This is a genomic window from Telluria sp. ZB2R32 (assembly GCF_059685715.1).
Genome location: NZ_JCASIG010000001.1, coordinates 1 through 21,005, shown reverse-complemented (window position 1 = coordinate 21,005; position 21,005 = coordinate 1). Strand labels below are relative to the sequence as shown.

The following is a 21,005-nucleotide window of genomic DNA, read 5'->3' as shown; positions in this document are numbered from 1 at the left end:
ACATACCGTTTTGCGGGGCGCGTCCATACTGCATCCATGTTCAAGTTGGCAACGGTGCCGGCGCAAGACAATCGAGAAACAAAGGACAACGATGAAGCCACTTCTTCCCGACCAGGAACACATGCGCGTCGACCGCGAAGTCGAACGCGAACGCCATGAACGCACCCTCAACGACGACGCCCGCGCCGGCCTGGCCGTGGACGAGGAATTTCGCCTGAAGGATGCGCGCGCAAGCACGAATTCGACCAACCTGCGGCGGCCGCGATGAAGTGGGAAGGCGACCGCGAAAGCGATAACGTCGAGGACCGCCGCGGCGACGGCGGCGGTGGCGGAGGCGGCGGTTTCAACATCGGCGGGCGCGGCATCGGCCTGGGCACGGTGGCCATCGCCCTGGTGGCCTCGCTGGTCTTCGGCGTCGATCCGGGCACGGTGCTGGGCATCCTCGGCGGCGGGGGCGGACCGGCGCCGCAGGTGCAGCAGCAGCGCGACCCGAATGCGCCCCGGGCCACCGACCGCGAATCGCGCTTCGTGCGCACCACTCTGGCCTATACGGAGGACGTCTGGACTCCGATCTTCGCCGAGCAGGGGAGTACCTATCGGGCGCCGACGCTGGTGCTGTTCGAAGGCCGTACCGGTACCGCCTGCGGTGCCGGCAATGCCGCCACCGGCCCGTTCTACTGCCCGGCCGACCAGAACGTGTATATCGACCTCAGCTTCTTCCGCCTGATGGAAGAGCGCTTCAAGGTCGGCGGCGAGTTTGCCCAGGCGTATGTGATCGCGCACGAAGTCGGCCACCACGTGCAAAAGCTGGTCGGCGTGTCGGACCAGGTGCACCGGGCCCAGGCGCAAGCCTCGGAAACCGAGGGCAACGCGCTGTCGGTGCGGCTCGAATTGCAGGCGGATTGCTTTGCCGGCGTCTGGGCCAACCGTACGCAGCAAAAGGAAGCCTTGCTCGAGCAGGGCGACATCGAAAGCGCGCTGGCCACGGCCACTGCCATCGGCGACGACGCCCTGCAGCGCCAGGCGCGCGGCACCGTGGTACCGGACTCGTTTACCCACGGCAGTTCCGAGCAGCGGGTGCGCTGGTTCAAGCGCGGCTTCGAGGGCGGCGACGTGAAGCAATGCAACACCTTCGAGGCGCGCAGCCTGTGATTTTTGCTTCCAGCAGGAATTGTCGGTTTCCTGCTGCGAACTTAATGTTAAAAAGCGCTAAAAAACACGAATTCTCGTTCGTGCGCTTCTGGTAATCGATAGCGTTTTGACATAACTTAAGGTTCTACGCGCTCAGCGGCCCTGGTTCGGCCGGTGGGCATTGCAAAACTTTCGAGGAGGAATTTATGCTGGCAATGAACTATCGAGGGCCTTACCGCGTCCGCGCGACCCACAAATCGGACCCCGTGATCGAGCATCCGGGCGACGCCATCGTCCGCGTCACGCGCTCGTGCATCTGCGGCTCCGACCTGCACCTGTACCACGGCATGGTGCCGGATACCCGGGTCGGCCACACCTTTGGCCACGAGTTCATCGGCATCATCGAAGAAGTCGGCTCCCAGGTCGAAACCCTGAAGGTGGGCGACCGCGTGCTGGTGCCGTTCAACATCTTCTGCGGCTCCTGCTTCTTCTGCCAGAAAGAGCTCTACGGTAATTGCCACAACGTGAATGCGCAAGCGACCGCCGTCGGCGCCATCTACGGCTATTCGCACACTGCCGGCGGCTACGATGGCGGCCAGGCCGAATACGTGCGCGTGCCGATGGCCGACATTGCTCCGATCAAGATCCCGGACGACATCGTCGACGACGACGCGGTGCTGCTGACCGATGCGCTGCCGACCGGCTACCAGGCCGCGGAAATGGGCGACATCAAGGAAGGCGATACCGTCGTCGTGTTCGGCGCCGGCCCGGTCGGCATCTTTGCCGCCAAATCGGCCTGGCTGTTCGGCGCCGGGCGCGTGATCGTGGTCGACGAAGTCGACTACCGCCTCGAATTCGTCAAGCGCTTCGCCCAGTGCGAAGTAGTGAACTTCAAGGATGTCGGCGACATGGCGCTGCACATCAAGAAGATGACCGACTGGCTGGGCGCCGACGTCTGCATCGACGCGGTCGGCGGCGACGCCGCCGGCAGCGTGGCGCAAACGGTCACTGGCCGCCTGATGAAGATGCAGGCCGGCGCGGCCACCGTGCTGCACTGGTGCATCAACTCGGTGCGCAAGGGCGGCAACGTCTCGATCGTCGGCGTGTATGGCCCGACCTTCAATGCGGTGCCGATCGGTAACGCGCTGAACAAGGGCATCACGATGCGCATGAACCAGGCCAGCGTCAAACGCCACCTGCCGCGCCTGATCGAGCACATCCGCGCCGGACACATCGATCCGAAGCAGATCATCACGCACCGCATTCCGCTGGAAGAAGTGGCGGATGCGTACCATATCTTCTCGAGCAAACTCGACAACTGCATCAAACCGATCCTGATCCCGCCGCGTGCCCACGAAGTGCGCGCGGTCACGGCCAGCGCATCGAAATAAGGAGGCACACGCATGGATAACCGCGACATGACCGTCCATATCGGCCACGACAACGATCACGATCACGATCACGACCACAGCCACGGGCACGACCACCCGGTCCAGCCCGAACTGAAGCAGCACCGCCGCACACGCGAGGAACTGACCCACATCAAGGGCTGGGGCGCCGACCTCGATCACAAGAACCGTCCGGCGGTGCCGATGGAGCGTACCCCGCCGCGCTATACGCCGGCCGATGCGCCTACGCCGCAGCCGCAGGAACAGCGCGTCGAGGTGCTGGTGTCGAACGAACGGCCCGGCATCACCCAACTGCACGGCACGGTACAGCCGCCGTCCGGGCTGTCGGGCCTGCTGCGCCGCGCCGCGTTCAAGTTCTCGGAGAACGACATCCGCCACTGGCTGATCCTGCTCGGCGCCGACCGCATCAATGTGGTCGAAGGCGTGGTCGACGACCTGGCCCATGGCCACGTGCCGAACATCCTGGGCGAGATGGGCCTGAAATCGGAGTGGCAGCACAACAAGGCGGGCCTGGCGAAGAAGGTCGCCATTGCCGGCGCCATCGGTGCTGCCGCCTATTTCCTGCTGAAAGACCGCTCGGAAGACCGGTACGACGACCGCTACGACGATCGTTATTAAGCGGTTTCGGCTGGCGTAGCCGGACCGTTTCAGCTTGAGGGAAGCCCCGCCGTTGCGTACCCGCGCAGCGTGTGGGGCTTCTTGCGTTTAGGCAAATTCTTTTCTTGATACTCGTTCACACTTCGATGATGTCCGGCCCATTTCCGCCGGAACTTTCTTCGAATGGAGACGAGATGAAGCTTCAACTTCGCCTGCTGGCTGCACCCCTCGGCGTCCTGATTGCAAGTACCGGCATTGCCGCGCCTGGTCCCATGATGAGCGCGCCTGTAACCCGGTCCGCCGCCGCCAGCGCCGCCCTCGTATCGAAGCTGGCCCAAGGCCGCACGGCGCGCGGGCTCGACAACAACCACGGCTTCGCGCTCGCCCAGCAGCATCCCGGCGTCCAGGGCACGCAGGTGGTGCGCGCCGCCCACACCTACAAGGGCTTGCGCGTGTTCGGTTCGGAGTCGGTGGTGGTGGTCGATGCCGCCGCCATCGTTTCCGAGTCGGCCGCGACCCGGCGCTTGCACCTCGGACGCGGCCCCGCCAACCGGCTGGGCGCGGCCACCCAGGACTTCAACGTCAAACCGCTGGTGCCGCCGAAAGCGGCGATCGACGCGGCCGTCGGCGCCACGCTGTCGGTCACCGGGCCGGAAGCGGTCCACATCGCGCCGCCCACGGCCGAACTGCTGATCTATCCGGTCATGAAAATGGAGCGGTTGCCCGGCGCGGTCAACAAGCTCGAAGCCGAGCTGAATGCGCTTGACGTGCAGGAAGTCGTCGACCGCTACGAGCTGGCCTACCTGGTGCGCACGCGCATGCAGCGCGGCGACCACCCGCACTACCACGACACCGTCGTCAGCGCCAAGGACGCGCGCATCATCGACCGCTGGAGCGCGCTGCAGAACGTGGTCGGCGTGGGAAAGAGCCAGTACAACGGCGAGGTGCCGATCAGCACCACGTTCAGCGAAGGCAGCTACCGCATGCTCGATCCGGAACGCGGCACCGGCGGCACCCATGGCGCGATGGCGATCACGAATGCCAATAATGGCAGCAAGGCCGGCGACATGTACACCAACGCGACCAATACCTGGGGCGACGGCAAGCAGTACATCCGCGGCGGCAGCACCACCGACGCGAATGGCCAGACTGCCGCGGTGAATGCGATGTGGGGCTTGATGAACACCTACGACGCGCTGAAGAACGTGCTCGGCTGGCAGTCGCTGGACGGCAAGAACACCGCGACCTATATCGCCGTGCACGTCAACACCGCCTACGACAATGCCTATTACAGCGACACCTGCCGCTTTAGGTTCTTGGCAGCTTTTCTTTATCGATTTGTTGAGATGCCGCGCGTTAGTGTTTATACTGCTGAGAGTAAAAATGCGCGAAACATTTAATGGAAAGTTTGCACCTCATCCGACCCTTTTCAGTCGTAAAAGTCCCTCGTTACGGAGTGACAGCTGCTGCCTACCCAAAAATGATCGGAAGGCCGCTCATCTTCGACCGTAAGCCCGGGGTACATCGACTCGCATTGCGCTTTCTCCTGGACTTGGCCTACGCCAAGTGGCGGTTCCCCGAGGGCTTCCATAACAAGCTCGGGGCAAGAAAGCCGGCCCGCAAGTCAATGATCAACACGGCGGAGCGCTTGGCGAATTTCCTGGACTGGGCAGATCGCCGCGCCCTGGACCTACAGAGTTGCGACTACGAGCAAAGCATTGAACGCTATCGGACGGAGATGTCGAGTGGGGTGTGGTCGCGCAGTGGCGGAAAGCTTGCAGACGCCACAGTCGAGGTGCGCGTTGAAATTGCAGTGCAGTACCTGCGATGGATGGCTGACGTTGGTGAGCGAGAGCCGTTCGAGGTGAAAACTAAGATAGTTACCGTTTCCTACGGCAGACACGATCGTTCTCGCAAAAGCACTAAAAAATTAGAGGTGCGCGAAGACAAGCGCAAACCCAAACCGCAAAATATTACTCTTCCTACCAAGCCACAGGTCGTAGAGTGGATTAAAAAGGCCAGGGAGCTTCATGGCGCCGCATTTGAGTTGATCGCCGATTCGATCTTGCGCACTGCGATTCGCCGAGAGGAGGCGGTATGCCTGCGGCTCGATTCGCTTCCGCAAAATCCCTCAGATTGGGAAGTGGTCAATACGACACAGCCGCTGCACCTTCAGGAAGTCGCGGTTAAGTTGAAGTGGGGATGCAAAGGTAGAACGCTCGAAACATGCTCGATCACCGGCGACGAGCGCAAGGATGGGAGAGACATCCGCGTGCCGAGAACGTTGGCCTTCAAGTGGCATGAGTACCGAAGGAAGGACCGCGTCAAGGCCATGACCAAAAGCTTGGCCGACCTCAAGGGCAAGCACCGAGAATTGGTTGCGGCCTCACTGTTGCGTCTTTTCTTGCGGGACGACAACGGGCAGCAGTGGACGGGCAAGGCTGTTTGGGACGCTTGGACCTCGGTTCCACGAGAATTCCCAGGCCGCTGGAGTCCCCACATGGGGCGCCATTTTTGGGCATGCATGACGTTGTCGGACGAGCTCCAGAGGCTCAACGCCGAGGAACGCGGCAATGAGAAGAATGTCTTGAGCATCATCAAAACCAGAATCCAGCCGCAACTAGGACATTTGTCCGAAGAAACCACAATGCTGTACCTGCGTTGGGCGATGAATCAGCTCGGTACCCCCCTCGTTCTCGATGAAACCGACGAAGAGACGGGCGCTGATCCAATCGACCTCACCTAGATGCACAAATTGAGCCATAGAGCCTACAAGAGACCAGTAACGCAGATCGCATGAGCATCAGAATCACCAGAAAAGACCACCTTCTAGAGCATGGCAAGGTGGAAGCGGCCGTCGCCAACGTCGCGTTGATCGTCCAGACAAAAGGCGTCCACGACGATGCTCACGTCGCGCAGCAATCGCAGACGGTAATTCCAGCGATGCTCGCTGAAGAGAACTTCTGGGTTACCGCATTGTCGGGCATGGTCTTTGACGTGTCAGTATTGGCGCAGGGGTATGCAGGCACTAGGAGGAAAGGCAACACCGCCTTCACCGGACGACATGAACTGATCCTAGAACTGCTACCCGCGATGCGTGATCTGGCATTGCGTGAGGCGGATGCGACCATCCGTCAGAGACTCACGGCTTTGCGATCCATGTGGCGCATCTTCGATGAAATCGAGGCTCAGGCTCCCGGCGCACCGCAGCTTATGTCGGTGACCGAACTCTCAGACGTACACCGACAGGCCCTTATCGACCGAAATTTCGACGGGCCATCATTCTTCAGCGCACTCAGGTGTTTCAACTTGACGCTTTTGGCTCTAGGGGAGAAGCAACTGCTCTGGCAAGGACCACCCGCGAGAGGCTTAGGTAATGTCAAGCACCTGAACAGCCTGGCCGAGGTAAAGCGGGTCAAGGACGCGCTCAAACGCCTGTGGTTCGGCTGGCGCGACAAATACGATTTTGCGCAGCGCCTTTTGATGCTGCCGGACGAGGAGGCGCAAAAGTTACCTCGAGATCGGAAATTCATCCTGGAAAGTCTGCGGCGGTTCAAGGATACGCAGCAGACGTATATAGTCGCCCTGCCTACGCCGGAGCAGCTCAATCCGAAAGGCATTCAGGCGAGGCGAGGCGTATTCATGGGGTATCCCGAGCTTAGCTCGTACTTCTTCCCCGACGCCACGGCCATCAGGGCGGCGTTCCATCTGTGCCTGGCGACCACTGGATGGAATCCAGCGGTGCTCCTCGACCTAAAGTTCAATGACCAAATTTTTCTGACGCACCCGACCGACAAGAATCGCTACATCATGAGGGGGATCAAGCGTCGAGCTAAGAACACTGAGCAACGCTGCAGCGGCCTGAAGAAGACACAGCATGGACCGTACTCAATCATCAACTTCCTAATTGAGGTGACCCAGCCCTTACGGGATCAGTTGCAGGCGAAGGGCAAAGCCGTTGAGGCAATGCTGGCCGAATCCACTGCCCTTGGCTTGGACGCGAAAGCGGTTATGGCGTTGGAGCAGGAGAAGCTAGGAATTGAAGAGGCGGCGCAACTGTTTTTTTTATATGGGACATATAGCTCAACAGGTAAACGCTCAGGATTCGGTGTCATCAATCGTTTAACCGACACTAACTTCGGTAGAAAAGCGGCGACAGGCACGTTCCTCGAAGGAATTATTAAGTCTCTGAATAAGCGTACCCCTGAGGACCCTATTGGTAAGATGACCGCCACCGACTTTCGGGACGCCTATGCTTTGCACTGGTATGAGTTCAGCGGCGGTGACATCCTAACGGTAATGCGGGTACTTGGTCATCGCCGAATAAGTACAACGATTACCTACACCAACAACGTTGTCGTTCGGGTGCGCAACCAGAAGAAGGCTCGAGAAGTATTGAAGGCTTGGTGGAGCGAGGTCGAGGAGCATGGTCAAGCCGATCCCTCGGTAGTGTCGTTCACTGTGCAACATGGTAAGCCTTCCGAAGAGCAGCGTAGGCGCCTGAAGTCTTACCGCACCTTGATGCTTACGCAACTAGGCACCCGTTGCAGTGACCCGTACTACCCGCCCCACCATGTGGCGCCGCACTTCAAGCCGAATGGCACGAGGGTCTGCGACGTGCAACGCTGCATGTTATGCGTGACGCATGCAGTTATTACCCCCGAGAGTCTGGACGGTATCGCACGTCGCTTGGCCGAGCTAACCCATATTAAGTCAAGCATGAGTATGGCCTCTTGGGAAGCAGCGACAGACTACATCGAAGAGATAGAGAACACACAATTGGCGCTTGCCGGGTTCGAGGCCTCTGCTGCCCATGAATCGATTGAGCATTGGAATAAGAAAATCGAAAGTGGCGCGCACCGAGTCATGCCCTTTGAATCGATTTAAATCGCCTTGCGCCAAGAGTCATTGATGCCGCAGCATGATCCTAGTAGAGCAAGAAGATGAATACCTTACTGAAAATTCAAAACAGCGACCCAAATACTGACGGGCGCAGTGTCTCGTTGCTGGTCCTAAATAAGGACGATATCGTGAAGTCATGCAACGGCGCTTTAACACGTTGGGACGCCAGGCGCTTCCAGTACATGCAGCCCGACGAACTCGCGGAAGTCCAGTCCGCCTTGCACCACGGCGCCGTCTACGGTATCTGGCAAACGCCGGCAAACTGGCTAATCAAGAAGGCGCGCAAACCCTCTTATACGCACATTGACCTTCGGCGGAGGCTGAAGACTCTTTTACTTGGCCGACTACAAGACAGCGAACAATGTTACCCGCACATCGATTATTGGCTGGATCAGGCCGTATTGACAATGACGCGTTTTTTGCTGCTCCTTCGATGCGCCAATCCATATGCAACTAACAAGCGTTCCCACCTCGCCCCCTCAACGATTGCTAAATTCGCCAACGACGCCAACCTTCTTACGTGCTTGCCCATCGCGCTCGTCAAGGGGCTGAAGTCTCAAGACAAATCGGCTACTTCACTGCAAGGCGAGCGGCGCGTCTTCGGCCTGATCACGGCCCAAGAGGCTCTGGAGGGGGGCGATAGCCCGAACCGGTCAAACATCATCCAGGCGCTGGACAATCGACTATCTCAATGGGCAGACGCCGGGTACTGGAGCGATGTATTCGCCACGCAGGGGACGAGCGCGAGCGCGGACCTCAAGGCCGGTAACTCCATCAATAACCGACCGCGACACAATCCGGATGAGTTTAAGCCCTTGCCTGACGACTACGCAGCACTTTTAGCCAAGCGCAGCCTATGGCTCATGCGTGAGATCGGTCCAAATTTGGTTCGATTGGCCCCTAGGTTAGCTCTTATTTACGGGAGGACAGCAAAAGCAATTCGGTCGGGTTCGTTAAGTCAGGAGAATTTAGCGAATTCGCGTAGAAAGGCCGTTAAACGCATGCTGCGATCCTTTACTTGGCTGGACAGCACGGGGCGACCGTTGCTCCGCATCCCCTTCCGTCTTGCGCTAACTTCCAGCAGTGAGGAGCACGGGTGGTTGCCACAGACGCCGCGGGACTGCTTCGACCTCATGGCCTACGTACAGACAGCGCACCAGGTCATCGTGGGGCTGACGATGGGGCCGCGTGAGTCCGAACTGCTTGAGATGAACAGAGGCTGCGTGAGAGAGCGGACGAAAGCCGGCGAGCTCTGCTACTACGTCGACAGCACGACGTTTAAGACGGCCGCTGCCCATGAGGGCGAGATACGCGAGTGGCCAGTAGTTGTGCAAGTAAAGGAGGCCGTGGAGAGCCAGGAGCTCCTGATGGCCCGGCTAGACGAGATTAACCAAGCCCGCGACCCTAGCTATCAGCCTGATACCCACCTCTGGGGAAAATTCTACTTACAAAGCTACAGCCAAGAGCCGTTTCTGCTAACAAATGTTTGGCTGCAGTACTATACCGAAGCTCTGGGCATGGACCCGGCGCCGGCAGGACAGAACTTCACCTCGCACCGCCTGCGAAAGACCTTGGCGCGGACGGTCGCACTAGCCTTGGTAGACTCGCCGATGGTGCTTCACGAAATCTTCGGGCACCGCGATATCGAGATGACCCTTCACTATATCCTGGCCAATAAGGATTTGCGGTTGGAGATAGAGGCGATCGCCAGGGAGATGAACGTAATGCGCGCTGCCGAGGCGGTGGAGGTCATGGCTCAGGCCGAGTTGCGCCGCATGGCTGGGCAAAGCTTGTCGGGAGACCTGCACGGGGGCTGCGGCGGCGGAGCGGCCGATCTAATCGACGCCCATGTACAAGAGCAGGTGCACGAGGCCCACGAGAGGGGCGAGGAATGGGGTGCCGAAAGCGCCATTGAGCTTGGGCGCCTACTCACCAACGGGGGCCAGCAGTGGATGCTCGTGCGTAAGGGTGTGATCTGCACCAAATCTCCCGGCACTGCGGGCCCCTGCAGTCGCAACTCCAAGGGGCGCCCAGAGCCCAGCAAGTGCTCTGCCCAGTGCTCCCACAGACTTGAGCGTGAGTTCCTGAGAGATGACGTTCGGGGGATTCTGGACACCGCCGTCAAGGCATACGAGCAGGCACTGACCGACGACGAACGGGGATTGGCTGCCTATTGGGGCGGACAGATTAGGGTTAACATCGGGCGCTTCCCAGACATCGAGCAGGAGTACATTGGCATACCCTCGATTGCTGCGTACATGTGCGAAGTGACGGCATGAGCAAGAGGAGAGAAGCCGTACGGAGCCTTAGTGAAGAGGCAAAGGCCAATATCCGCGACGGCGCTGTCAAGCGCACGGAAAAGGCAGCCTCAACCAATAAGGCGGCCATCAGGGCGGCGATGACCCAGATCGAGACCGAGGTCCTGCGCAATGAAGGCTTGTACCCACACCCCACAAAGCTAAATCTATCAGAAGTAGCCCGTCGCGCTTCCGTTACGCTCACTGTGCTTTACAAGGAGCCGTACAAGGAACTTGTGACTGAACTGCGTACGTGGCTCGACAAGCTTCATAAGCCGCAAGAACCACTCGAGGAGGGACAACAAGACAAACAGTCGAGTCGTCGCCGCTCGCTCAAGGAGCGCGTGCAAGACTGGAAGGAGCTTTACAACCAGCTTAAGGACGCCCACATGAAGACCGAGCTTGATCTATTGGCCGCCAACGATGAGATCGCCAGTCTCAAGAAAGATCTCGACGAACTGCGAGACAAATTGAGGAAGCAGGCTGAGTTGCGGGTGATTTCTATGTCCAAGAAGGATTGAGTATCGTCCACCAAAAGCGGGGTGAGTGAGCGGTAGAACAGCCCTGTTGCATGCATCATGCCGGACGGCATAACGTCCGATGCTCGGGTAGCCTTTATGAATGAAACCGACTCCCGGGAAGTACGGAACGATGAATCGGAAGGCGTACAACGCGACGCTCAAGTCACGCGGTTCGCTGCTCATCTGGTCGGGAGCAGACCTTTAGCTCGCCTCAGCCACGTAGACTAGCCTAGCTTTCCCATCTGGCAACATCTCGGGTAGACTGATCGCTTATTGATCGTCTGCTTCGGCCAAAAGCGGACCTTGCCGTAGAACGCTGAACAACGAGAACGTGCGAGATGACGCAGTTACACGAAAAGCTTGAGGCGGTAAATGATGAGGCAATGTTTCTCGCCTTTGTTCAGGCTCTAGCTGTTGACCAAGGTGAGCGACGCTGAACACTGGGAAAATGGATTTAAATTGGCACAGTTCGTAATGTTGAAGTGCCCGTTACTATTGCCATCTTGGAGCGCGAGCCAATATCCAATGCCGACAAGTTGAACCAGTCGTCGAGTGTTCTACTGCGGTGAAAAGCGGGGCTATTGTCGCGGCAGGCTGCACGGATTATTTTCCTAACGCAGCGCGCATTAAGATCCCTTCGGGTCTCTATCGCGTTCGTGCCAGCTTTGAAGGTCTTGACTCTGTATCAGCCGACGGGCTGGAGGGCAACGACCATTACCACCTCCAGCTTTGGCCTGCCGCAATGGGCTCAGTCGAGATACTGAAACAGCGCACTTAACGCTGCTCAAAATAGTTGGCAACGTCAGCTTTGGGGTCGAAAGCAGTCATTAAACGTTTAGGCGGGCGCAACTACAGCTCAATCTTTCAGCGGTCTATCCACTGATTGTTGCCAACCTGGGACGTCCATGATTCCGACACTCGCTTTTTCGGAAGTGCATTGGTGAACAGAGCACGCGTGGGCCGCACCTCGAAGCGCCCTAACTTACTCGAAAAATTGTAGCGCAGGATTGATCCTTTGCTGCATACAGACTAATAGCCCGGCGCGAGTAACGTTTTTCTTATCGCTTGGCGATTCCTTGAGCTTGCTCGATTGAAAACACCTTTGAAAGGTTGAGCACCCTATCCTTGTGGCTATTTGACGGCGCCGTCGGTTTTTCCGGCGATCCACCCGACGTATAGGGGCAGGCGAGTGTATACGCCATACTTATTCTTTTCGCCGCATCCGATCCCCCAGCTAACGACCCCGACTTGCCGGCGCTGGCCTTGAATCAACGAAGTGGCAGGTCCGCCGCTGTCGCCCTGGCAGGAATCCTTTTGGTAGGCGCCTGCGCAAAACATGTTGCCGGTTACATCGCCATTGTAGGCAACGCCGCTGTTGCACACTTTCTCGTTGACGGAAGGAACGGTTACTTGTTGCAACAGCTCCGTACCAGTCGGGCGAAACTCGGTCACGCCCCAACCGGTTACCAATACATCGAGATTATCCAAGACTGTATTGGCCGCGACTAGCGGTATGGGCGACCCGACAAGCGCAGGAGAAGGGGAAATTCTGAGTAGGGCGATGTCGTTGTCGTATTGGCTCTTGTTGCCCGATACGCGCCAGCCTTCATGCACGATGTACTCGGTGACCCGAGAGCGTTGTCCTCCCTTCAGCAGGGTGTCAGTGCCCGACAGGACGGCATAGTCTGACGCAGGATAGTTCTTATCGATGCAATGGGCGGCTGTCAGGACCCATCCAGGTGCGATGATCGATCCTCCGCAGAATTGGGCCCGGCGATTATCGGGATCTGTTGCATATACGAGCGCTACCTGCCACTTGTTTTCCTGCCATTTCGCAGGTGTGCCCCCGATAATTCGCGCGCCTTTGTCATTTGCCTTAAACCGGTCGACGGCTTGTCGCATCAAGGATTTTTCAGGAACAGTTTGCGAATACGCCGACGGTTGGTGTACAGCTAGGGCACATAGCACGGTGAGCGGTAGGATCGTCGTCGATTTCATCATTGCTCCTTAGGGATAGAACAATTGGTAGGGGCACCGTTTGCCAATGCGAACAGATACTCTGCGCGCGTGGCGAATTTGCCAGTCGGGTGAGTCAGCAGATAATTTAAAGAACAGCTCCGTATGTTCTCGACATTGCGGGTGACGTTCGCCCACGCTTCCAAGTCGGACTTCTCGGCCTCTTTCGAGGGCGTGAAGAAGAAGGTCGAACTCCAGGTGGCCGGTATCCACGTTGGGCGCTGGACCTCCGTGTCGAGCAACACCTGCTTCTGCGTTTCCTCAAGCAGCTCGGTCAATGAAAGATTGCTGTTTAATAGCGGAGCGACTGCCCTCGTATAAGGACTGTTATTCCCGCCGAAGCTGCTCTGGCTCCGCGCGGCCTGGTCAGGCGCCGCGGATGTGCTGATCAATGCCGAGGCGATGAAGGTTCCTTCCCGGAACCCGGGCTCGAGATCGTCGCGGATTGGGAAATCCTTGAGTGCACCGTCGGCAAAGCGGACCGTCCTGCACGCGTCGAGCATCATCAACAGGGTGCCGGCGCGCCGTGACGGAGTGAGCTTTCTGGTAATCTCCTTAACGGGTACGCTGCCAGCCAACAGCTCGGCAGTGGACGCATTCGATGCCGACGTCGTGGCAAGGTAGTTTTCGCCTTCGATCTGAAATCCGTGTCCCGCGAAATAGAACACAACCATAACCGGACCGGCCGACGCCGCAATTTGCGCTTTCACCTCATGGACCCGATCCATGATGTCTGACGGGTTAGATGCGTTTTGGACCGTTCTGAGCAGCCTGAAGCCGAGTTTGCTCAGTTCTTGTTCGATGCGATTGCCGTCGTTCTCTGCGTTTTCTACGACGGAAAGATGGGTGTAGCTTTGCGCCCAGACAACTAGGGCCAGCTTCGTAGTCTCTTCCGTAAACGGGCGCCCTTCGAGGGAATCGAGCAAATGCTGCTGCGCTGTCGCGCTACCTGCCACCAGAATGAGTAGTAAGGCCAGATAGACGCAACACCGGTTCATTGCACTATTCCAATCGCACGTGCCTGCATGTCGGTCAGCTCACCCACCGCGATTTCCCCTAGCAGTCCCTGCTGGCCACGCTTATCAGCCTGCGTAGCCCCTGGTCTTCCTGGGCGCCCTGCTGCGCCGTTTCGTCCGTCGGCCCGGCAAAATGGGGGCGCAGGCCGGCCAGCCTTTCCTCCAGGTCCGCCACTTCCAGCATTTCCTCCAGGTCCGCCGAAACCGCCAACACCCGATGCGTGATCGACGAAAATCCGGCTCGCGATCCCGGGTATATCACCTGGCAAGGCAACCAGCACGAATAGGCCGCCATCACCGCCGCGACCGCCGCTCCCGCCAGTTCCGCCATCACCGCCATCCCCGCCGGTACCGCCATCGCCCGGGCCACGTCGGCAATCGAACAGGCTGGACGAAGCGGGCCTGCCAGTGCCGCCGTGTCCCCCGTCTCCGCCGTCCTGGCCGGCTCCGCCTGGACCACCATCCTGCCCACGCCAATCCACGATCAGCTTGCCGTCGATTTCGCGCGTTGCTATATACAACGTAGGCGGTGATCTTCCTACCGTGCCGTTGTTGCCTGTCGTTCCGTTCTCGCCCTTTCGACCAGGCGATCCGTCGTATCCCGCGGCGCCGGGCGCAGCTTTTCCCGCCGGCGGCGGCGTACTAGTAGGTGCTCTGCTGCCCGCCCAGGTAACGATTGCAGGCTGTGCCCCTGGCTCGATCACGATGCGTGGCGTGATCATGTAGACCGCCTGTTCTCGATTTCCCTGGCTAGGGCTAGCACTCAGTACCAGCTTTCCCCCTGGCCGGAAACGGATTTCTGAGGCAGCTAGCACGGCGCCCGAAGTAAACGCAGTCTCTCCTTCGACGATGAACGCCTTTGAGTAACCGAACCGTGCCACCTCGCCAGCTGGAACAAGCTTTGGAAGAAGCTCGGTTTCTGGAATCCGTTTTGCCGAACCAATCGCCTGCCCGGTGATACCTTGGGCATGGGCGACTATTGACCCAAGGCTTGCCATGAAGAAGGTGGCTACGATGGGGCGTAATAGGGCATGACAACAATTAGTCCTGGTCTGCCGATTGGGCATTTTCAAGCTCACGTTGTGCCTTAAGTAGGTCGAGTTGTGCTTTAAGCGCTTTTGTCTCTGCATCTGTCAGGGCATTCGCAGTGGAATCATAGTCAACGCGCAGCTTGAGAATCGATGCCGGAACCTCGACAATAGCTTTCATGATTTCGACTGGAAGGCGGGCAACCGCCACGGCCTGGCTTGGACGATCGGTATTGTAGGTGATCGGCATCCCATCCTTGAAAGCGTATTCCACTTTGCTCTTTGTGAATGCCCCTGCTTCGATAGGCAAAAGATAGGCAGTGCTTGCATCGGGGACCGTGGAGCTGAGGCTGGCATAGGCTGGTTGAGCTTGTGAAATGCACACTGGCGATTTCTTCGCCCTGATCTCAATGGTGGTAAGCTTGGGCGCGCGGTAAACAAGGCCCGGCATCCTGCCATCTGGAAACTTGCTTGCGATGCCCGACGCAGCTGGGGTTACAGGAGATGCTGTTATATCGACAGCGCGGCCTTCATGCACAAGCTGCAGCGCCCCTTGCGATTGTTGCTCAAGCACCTGCGCCAGTGTGACCAACTCGGCCATGTCAGTCGGGTCGAAGGTTCGCGACAGTGCAAACGGCTCGCATCCTGCCGCCGGGGCCTCGTAGTGCGCGCTGCGGGCGGTCTTTGGTCCCTTGGCTCCGGCAAATGACGAGACGAGATTAACCAACAGCGCGCCTGCCTGGCCAGTCGATTCATTGACGGTTGAGTTCAGCAGGCCGCTGGCCGTGGTCAGCTTGAGGTTATCGTCGCGTACCATGCTCGGATCGAGTACGACAGCGTAGCGATATCGATGATCGGGCGCTGCGCTCAGTGCCTTGAGCACGACCGACTGCTCCATCTTCCCGAGGTTCGCCGTTGCCTGCGCCAGCCGCTTCGCTGCCTCTCCGGCCTGCAGCTTGGCCACCTCCAGCTCGGCACTACGGGCTCGAAGCAGTATCATGGCGAGTGCTTTTTCGCTCTCGAGTTTTTCTCTCGTCTGGACCGGATCCGCTGTGGTCGATGCGTCGACGTTCGTTTGCGCAGCCGCCAACACACCTTTTGCATCGGCTGCTGCCTTATCCGCGGCAGCAACCGATGCCGTTGCCGCGTCGCTCGCTTTTTTGGCAGCGTCGACGTCTTGGGCGCTAACAACCTTGCGAACGACGTCTACCTGGAATTGTGCCTTAGGCAAGGCATATACGAGCCCGCTATGCCCGAACTGGGCGGCATGAGAATGTAAGACTGGATTATAGGTGCAACCACTGAGTGCACCGACGATCACTAATCCGAGACAGCAATTAAAAGCCCTCATTTTCAGCCTTTCCATGACAGCGCATAGGTTGCGGCGACGACGAAGATATGACAGATTGCTAATGACACGCGGTTCTGTCCATATACCAGTACCGTAAGCGATATAGGAATAGTCCGACAGAGCAGGTAGCCAAAAGTGTACGTACAGCTTGTGGAGATGTCAACTTTTGGTTTGGCCACATTGGATACTGTGGCTAATTGTTCCTGTTGCATCACAGCATTGACATCGATGGCAAGTTTGGTACGCTCGCTTCCGTGCGCGCTGTTGCCAGTACTGGTCCTGCCTCTGAGCTACGCGCAAGCGTGCGCAGATAACTACAACGAAACCTTGCCGAAGAGCTAACGAAATACAAGTAGTCGAAGGTCCGTTTCGGGTCGGTAGCAGACGTCCGACGTTTTTTCTTTAGCATTGCTTGTGCCTGAGGACGCCTCCACTCTGCACCACCCACTCTCCCTCGCACCTGATACGCGCGTCGCTTCTCGTCCGAATCAGCTACTCTCCTTGATCCACAGGTCTCATCGGTAGCTCAACAAGGAGCGTAGCCGTGTCATCAAGCCAGCAACCTCAGGCCGCGATCTATGTGCGGATGTCAACGGAAAATCAGAACTACTCGACCGACCATCAGCGTGCCAAGATCCATGAGTATGCGCTCGGCAATGGAATCGAGATCGTCAAAGAGTATGTTGACGAAGGAAAGAGTGGCCTCGACATTCGACGCCGTACCGGACTGAGCAACCTAATCCACGATGTACAGTCTGGGAAGGCTACGTTCCAACTCATCATCGTTTACGACGTAAGCCGCTGGGGCAGGTTTCAGGATGTTGACGAAGCGGCTTACCACGAGCATACATGCCGTCGCGCTGGCATCAAGGTAGTCTACAGTGGCGAACAATTCGCTGACGATGGCACGCCTCTTGGCGCATTAATGAAGAGCATTAAGCGCACAATGGCTGCCGAGTATAGCCGTGAGCTTTCGACAAAGACGTTCAATGCCCAGTGTCGATTCACTCAGTTCGGCTACAAGCAGGGCGGCCACGCTGGCTACGGCCTGAGGCGCCTGGCCATCACAAAGGATGGAATCCCGCGTCGAGTACTCGAGTACGGTGAAGCAAAGGGAGCTGTTACCGATCGGGTTGTTCTCATACCAGGGCCGGCGCATGAGGCTGCCACGATTCGGAGGGTGTATGAGCTATATCTAGAGCAAAAACTCAGCGAACCTGCTATTGCACGACTCTTGAATGATGAGGGAGTTGCCAGCGAGTTCGGCAGGCCGTGGACACACTCCATGGTCAATTCACTGCTGACGAATCTGAAGTACTGCGGAACGCTGGCGTTCAACCGCAAGTCTTGCAAACTCTCCAGCCGCCGCACAGCCAACCCAAGCGACCAATGGGTCATAAATGAGGGAGCCGTCGAGCCCCTAATCTCGCCATCACTATTTGCCCAGGCACGAGATGAGCGAGCAAGGCGCCTTCGCCGGTATACCTTAGACGAGTTGCTTAACCTGCTTCAGACATGCCACAAGAGGCATGGCAAGGTAAATGCTAAGATCATCGCAGCGGATCCATTTATGCCGGACCCTCAGCTTTTCGTACGGGGGTTTGGTTCTCTTATCGCTGCGTATGACGCTGCTGGGTTAGACCGTTGTCCATCACATGTCTTTGTCGAAACCAAGAGGGTCATCGCTACCAGGCTACGCGACCTTGTTGAAGAGGCCGCAAGCCATGCACGATCCGCCGGGGCTACCGTTGATGACGGTGAAGCACCGCATCGATTGATCATCAATGACTCAGTTCGCGTAAAAATAGAGATAGCGACCCGACGCAGGCCTAAGAAGGGCTTCGTGAACTGGAGAGTTAAACCTTGTCCAGGAGCTGATTTCGTCATCACAGCACGATTGCACGGGGACACGCATGAGCTGATCGACTATTTCTTGATCCCAGCAGCGAAGCTGGCTAATGGAGCGCTGTATCTAAAAGCATCCAATCTCGAAGGCTTTGCTGAGATACAGTTTACATCGGTCGCAGCAATTTTCGGCCGGTAAGGTGCGGAAAGCGCAACGTTTACGTGACACGGAGTTGTTAGCATTTCTGAGGAGTTCGCCATGCCTTTGTCTCCTACACCCGGTGCGGCACTGTACGTCCGAGCGTCAACTGAACATCAGAACTATTCGACTGACCATCAGGAGTCGGCCCTGCGAGAATATGCAGCACAGCACGATTTTGAGGTGGTTGCTGTGTATCGCGACGAAGGACGAAGCGGACTTACGCTCGATGGACGAAACGGGCTCTTACGACTTCTCAAGGAGGTCCAGTCAGGACAAGCGGCTTATGCGACGGTCTTGGTCTACGACGTCAGTCGCTGGGGGCGGTTTCAGGATGTCGACGAGAGTGCCTATTACGAGTACGCATGTCGCAAAGCCGGCATTATGGTTTCTTACTGCGCCGAGCCTTTCACGAATGATGGCTCGCCGCTCGCGACGTTACTCAAAGGTCTAAAACGCGCGATGGCTGCGGAGTACAGTCGGGAACTCTCGGCCAAGGTCTTCAGGGCGCAGTGCCGGCTTACCGCAGCCGGGTTCAAGCAAGGTGGCTCCGCTGGCTATGGTCTCAGACGCCAGTGCCTCTCAGTCGATGGCCGTACTTCCCGAACACTCGAGATAGGTGAACGGAAGAGTTTGCCTACTGATCGGGTCGGTTTCGTTCATGGCCCCAGCAAAGAAGTCGCCGTAGTGCGCAGGATCTTCGACATGTGCACAGACAGACAAATGCCCGACACAAGAATTGCCGGGACCCTCAACGCTGAAGGACTGAAGAACCAATACGGCCGGGCATGGTCGGCACACAACGTCAAAGCAATACTCACGAACGAGAAATATGCCGGCACTCTTATCTTCAACCGAAGCACGCAGCGCTTAAGAAGCTCACGTCGTCCCAATGACCTGCACAAATGGATCAGGGTCGAAGACGCCTTTCAGGGGATCGTGAGCAAAGATATGTTCAACCGGACCAGGCAGGTCCGTCTGCGCCGCGGAAAGCATTGGACTGATGACGAAATGCTTGATGGACTACGCGACATCCTTGTTGAGAATGGCAAGGTCTCTGCTGATCTTATCGACAAGAGCGATCTGCCGTCGGCCAAGTCCTATGCGTTACGCTTTCGAGGCTTGGTGGCGGCATATGAAGCCGCCGGCGTCTCAGGCCCGTCGCTCTCCCGTGCAACGATCACGCGATACAGGCTTCGTTGCGTGACCAAGGATATGGCGATTGAACTCGAGCGCTGTGCTCGTCATGCAAATGCTCAGATCGAGAAGGTAACGACGCGAACATATCGCGTTAACGGCGTCACTGTGCGGCTGCTATGCACCAGGTGTCGCTACGAACGTAGTCACCCTTGCTGGAAAGTGACGGTCCGGCATGCGCCTGCGGTTGACTTCGTGTTATGGGTACGTATGAACCAAGCGAATGAAGAGGTGGCCCAAATTTACTTGCTGCCTGTCCAAAACTTCCCTGAACACCAGTACCTCTGGCCATCAACACGTACGCTGCCCAGCTACCAACAGTTCGCGCACGCCTCGATGGCGCATGTATTTGGTCTGGGCTAACTAAAGACACCTATCAGAAATGATAGCTTTCAGATTTGCTGCACTAAGCTAGGATTTTGCATGATGTCTAGCTTGGAGCGAAGCAATGTCTGCCTTGTTCAATACAACCCTTTCCGATGCAACACGCACATGCCAATCGCTGGCAGAGCAGGCATCGTTAGAACCCTTGTTAGAAGGCTGCGCTTACATCGGCTTCATCGTTCAGCTTGATGACTTCCAGTTCGAGAAATACATCAAACTGCATGAGGCAGTTTCAGCCTTTGTACGCGTCATCGAAAAGCGTATAGAAGCCCAAGACTTTACTCGCCTCTACATCCACCCTGCGTCAAGTGAGCTGGATTCTGCTGGAGCACCTCGCGTGGTATTCAATGCCCGAGGTCGCGTTATCTACAACTGGTAATGCTGTGCTACCGTGAGCTGCAAGCAGTGGTGAACTGGACTTATAACGGAGCAGTGACGCGTCCGCTAACGACCCATTGCGGAGGTTCGTTCTGTACCAGTCTCATTTCTGCTAACGGTTCACTCGGTACCAGTTCGCCACCTTTTGTAGCTCGGCCTCGACTTGTAGATTGCTCGCGACTGGGGCTATTGATGCCACGACCTCTTCCAGATTCCTTGGGAGTTCAGTCGTATCGCTAAGCTTTGCGAGGTCGAGCACGAGCCAGCAACATGAGGCAAAAGCGTATGGATCGGTTTGCTCTCCGGCCAAACTCAACACATCAACGATGCTCTCGAACGCCTCGCTTGGCGTCACATCGCCGACAACTTGTTCTCGCGCTTCTGTTACTGCCCATTCATTAGTCGCTAGTTCGGTGAGGCCAAACTTAAGGGACCGGCGAAACTCATCTGCAATCGTCATCAATCACCCGTGTCTTTTCCAAGGTCCGCTTCTGCCCGGTTACGAACCTCCCGCCGCGTCTGCTTCCGACCCAGGCTGTGTAAAAACTCAAAACGAGAAGCTCAGAGCTAGATTGGACGGCCAAGGCAAATTCTGGAACATAAACGAGTATTCCAGTGCTTGTAACGCTGTTTAGGCATTTTCGGCAAGGCTAGCAATGAAAACGCTTCAAGCAGCCCTCGCAGTGTCGGAAAATGGGCGCACGCCTTGATTGCCGCCAGCATTCCCGGAATGC

General features: G+C 57.5%; 17 protein-coding genes. 12 read left to right on the top strand and 5 right to left on the bottom strand.

What is annotated here, in order from left to right; genetic code table 11:
* The first annotated feature begins 91 nt into the window (after positions 1 to 91).
* The 9 genes from AC56LG_RS00085 (at position 92) to AC56LG_RS00045 (ending at position 10,857) form a co-directional block, all read left to right on the top strand.
* Positions 92 to 268, top strand: a complete 177-nt coding sequence (locus AC56LG_RS00085; protein WP_497164116.1) for a hypothetical protein — start codon at positions 92 to 94, stop codon at positions 266 to 268.
* Positions 265 to 1,152 (top strand): KPN_02809 family neutral zinc metallopeptidase, encoded by an 888-nt coding sequence (gene ypfJ / locus AC56LG_RS00080; RefSeq protein WP_497164115.1) that lies wholly within the window; start codon positions 265 to 267, stop codon positions 1,150 to 1,152. The genes AC56LG_RS00085 and ypfJ overlap by 4 nt, the downstream gene beginning before the upstream one ends.
* A 185-nt stretch (positions 1,153 to 1,337) precedes the next feature.
* Entirely contained in the window at positions 1,338 to 2,522 is a 1,185-nt protein-coding gene (locus AC56LG_RS00075) for a zinc-dependent alcohol dehydrogenase (protein ID WP_497164114.1), read from the top strand.
* Between the two features lie 12 nt (positions 2,523 to 2,534).
* Positions 2,535 to 3,158 carry a hypothetical protein gene (locus tag AC56LG_RS00070; RefSeq protein WP_497164113.1) on the top strand — a complete coding sequence of 208 codons (624 nt, stop codon included), beginning with the start codon at positions 2,535 to 2,537 and terminating at the stop codon, positions 3,156 to 3,158.
* A 173-nt stretch (positions 3,159 to 3,331) separates the two neighbouring features.
* Positions 3,332 to 4,537, top strand: coding sequence for a hypothetical protein (locus tag AC56LG_RS00065; RefSeq protein ID WP_497164112.1), 1,206 nt, complete (start codon positions 3,332 to 3,334; stop codon positions 4,535 to 4,537).
* Positions 4,537 to 5,883, top strand: a complete 1,347-nt coding sequence (locus tag AC56LG_RS00060; RefSeq protein ID WP_497164111.1) for a site-specific integrase — start codon at positions 4,537 to 4,539, stop codon at positions 5,881 to 5,883. The genes AC56LG_RS00065 and AC56LG_RS00060 overlap by 1 nt, the downstream gene beginning before the upstream one ends.
* Positions 5,884 to 5,933: 50 nt before the next feature.
* Positions 5,934 to 8,024, top strand: coding sequence for a site-specific integrase (locus tag AC56LG_RS00055; protein ID WP_497164110.1), 2,091 nt, complete (start codon positions 5,934 to 5,936; stop codon positions 8,022 to 8,024).
* 56 nt (positions 8,025 to 8,080) lie between these two features.
* Positions 8,081 to 10,318 (top strand): hypothetical protein, encoded by a 2,238-nt coding sequence (locus AC56LG_RS00050; RefSeq protein ID WP_497164109.1) that lies wholly within the window; start codon positions 8,081 to 8,083, stop codon positions 10,316 to 10,318.
* On the top strand, positions 10,315 to 10,857 hold the full coding sequence (locus tag AC56LG_RS00045) for a hypothetical protein (RefSeq protein WP_497164108.1): 543 nt from the start codon (positions 10,315 to 10,317) through the stop codon (positions 10,855 to 10,857). The genes AC56LG_RS00050 and AC56LG_RS00045 overlap by 4 nt, the downstream gene beginning before the upstream one ends.
* Positions 10,858 to 11,988: 1,131 nt before the next feature.
* Here AC56LG_RS00045 and AC56LG_RS00040 read toward each other — a convergent pair.
* From AC56LG_RS00040 to AC56LG_RS00025, 4 genes are all read right to left on the bottom strand, one after another.
* Positions 11,989 to 12,858, bottom strand: a complete 870-nt coding sequence (locus tag AC56LG_RS00040) for a serine protease (protein WP_497164107.1) — start codon at positions 12,856 to 12,858, stop codon at positions 11,989 to 11,991.
* Complete coding sequence (locus AC56LG_RS00035; RefSeq protein ID WP_497164106.1) at positions 12,855 to 13,871, bottom strand: caspase family protein; 1,017 nt, start codon at positions 13,869 to 13,871, stop codon at positions 12,855 to 12,857. The genes AC56LG_RS00040 and AC56LG_RS00035 overlap by 4 nt, the downstream gene beginning before the upstream one ends.
* 58 nt (positions 13,872 to 13,929) lie before the next feature.
* Positions 13,930 to 14,352, bottom strand: a complete 423-nt coding sequence (locus tag AC56LG_RS00030) for a hypothetical protein (RefSeq protein WP_497164105.1) — start codon at positions 14,350 to 14,352, stop codon at positions 13,930 to 13,932.
* Between the two features lie 578 nt (positions 14,353 to 14,930).
* Complete coding sequence (locus AC56LG_RS00025; RefSeq protein WP_497164104.1) at positions 14,931 to 16,283, bottom strand: hypothetical protein; 1,353 nt, start codon at positions 16,281 to 16,283, stop codon at positions 14,931 to 14,933.
* 529 nt (positions 16,284 to 16,812) lie between these two features.
* Here AC56LG_RS00025 and AC56LG_RS00020 point away from each other — a divergent pair.
* The 3 genes from AC56LG_RS00020 (at position 16,813) to AC56LG_RS00010 (ending at position 20,272) form a co-directional block, all read left to right on the top strand.
* Positions 16,813 to 18,312, top strand: coding sequence for a recombinase family protein (locus AC56LG_RS00020; protein WP_497164103.1), 1,500 nt, complete (start codon positions 16,813 to 16,815; stop codon positions 18,310 to 18,312).
* A 60-nt stretch (positions 18,313 to 18,372) separates the two neighbouring features.
* On the top strand, positions 18,373 to 19,872 hold the full coding sequence (locus AC56LG_RS00015; protein WP_497164102.1) for a recombinase family protein: 1,500 nt from the start codon (positions 18,373 to 18,375) through the stop codon (positions 19,870 to 19,872).
* An 85-nt stretch (positions 19,873 to 19,957) separates the two neighbouring features.
* Positions 19,958 to 20,272, top strand: coding sequence for a hypothetical protein (locus AC56LG_RS00010; protein ID WP_497164101.1), 315 nt, complete (start codon positions 19,958 to 19,960; stop codon positions 20,270 to 20,272).
* 111 nt (positions 20,273 to 20,383) lie between these two features.
* Here AC56LG_RS00010 and AC56LG_RS00005 read toward each other — a convergent pair whose 3' ends face one another.
* Positions 20,384 to 20,731, bottom strand: coding sequence for a hypothetical protein (locus AC56LG_RS00005; protein WP_497164100.1), 348 nt, complete (start codon positions 20,729 to 20,731; stop codon positions 20,384 to 20,386).
* Positions 20,732 to 21,005: the final 274 nt, after the last annotated feature.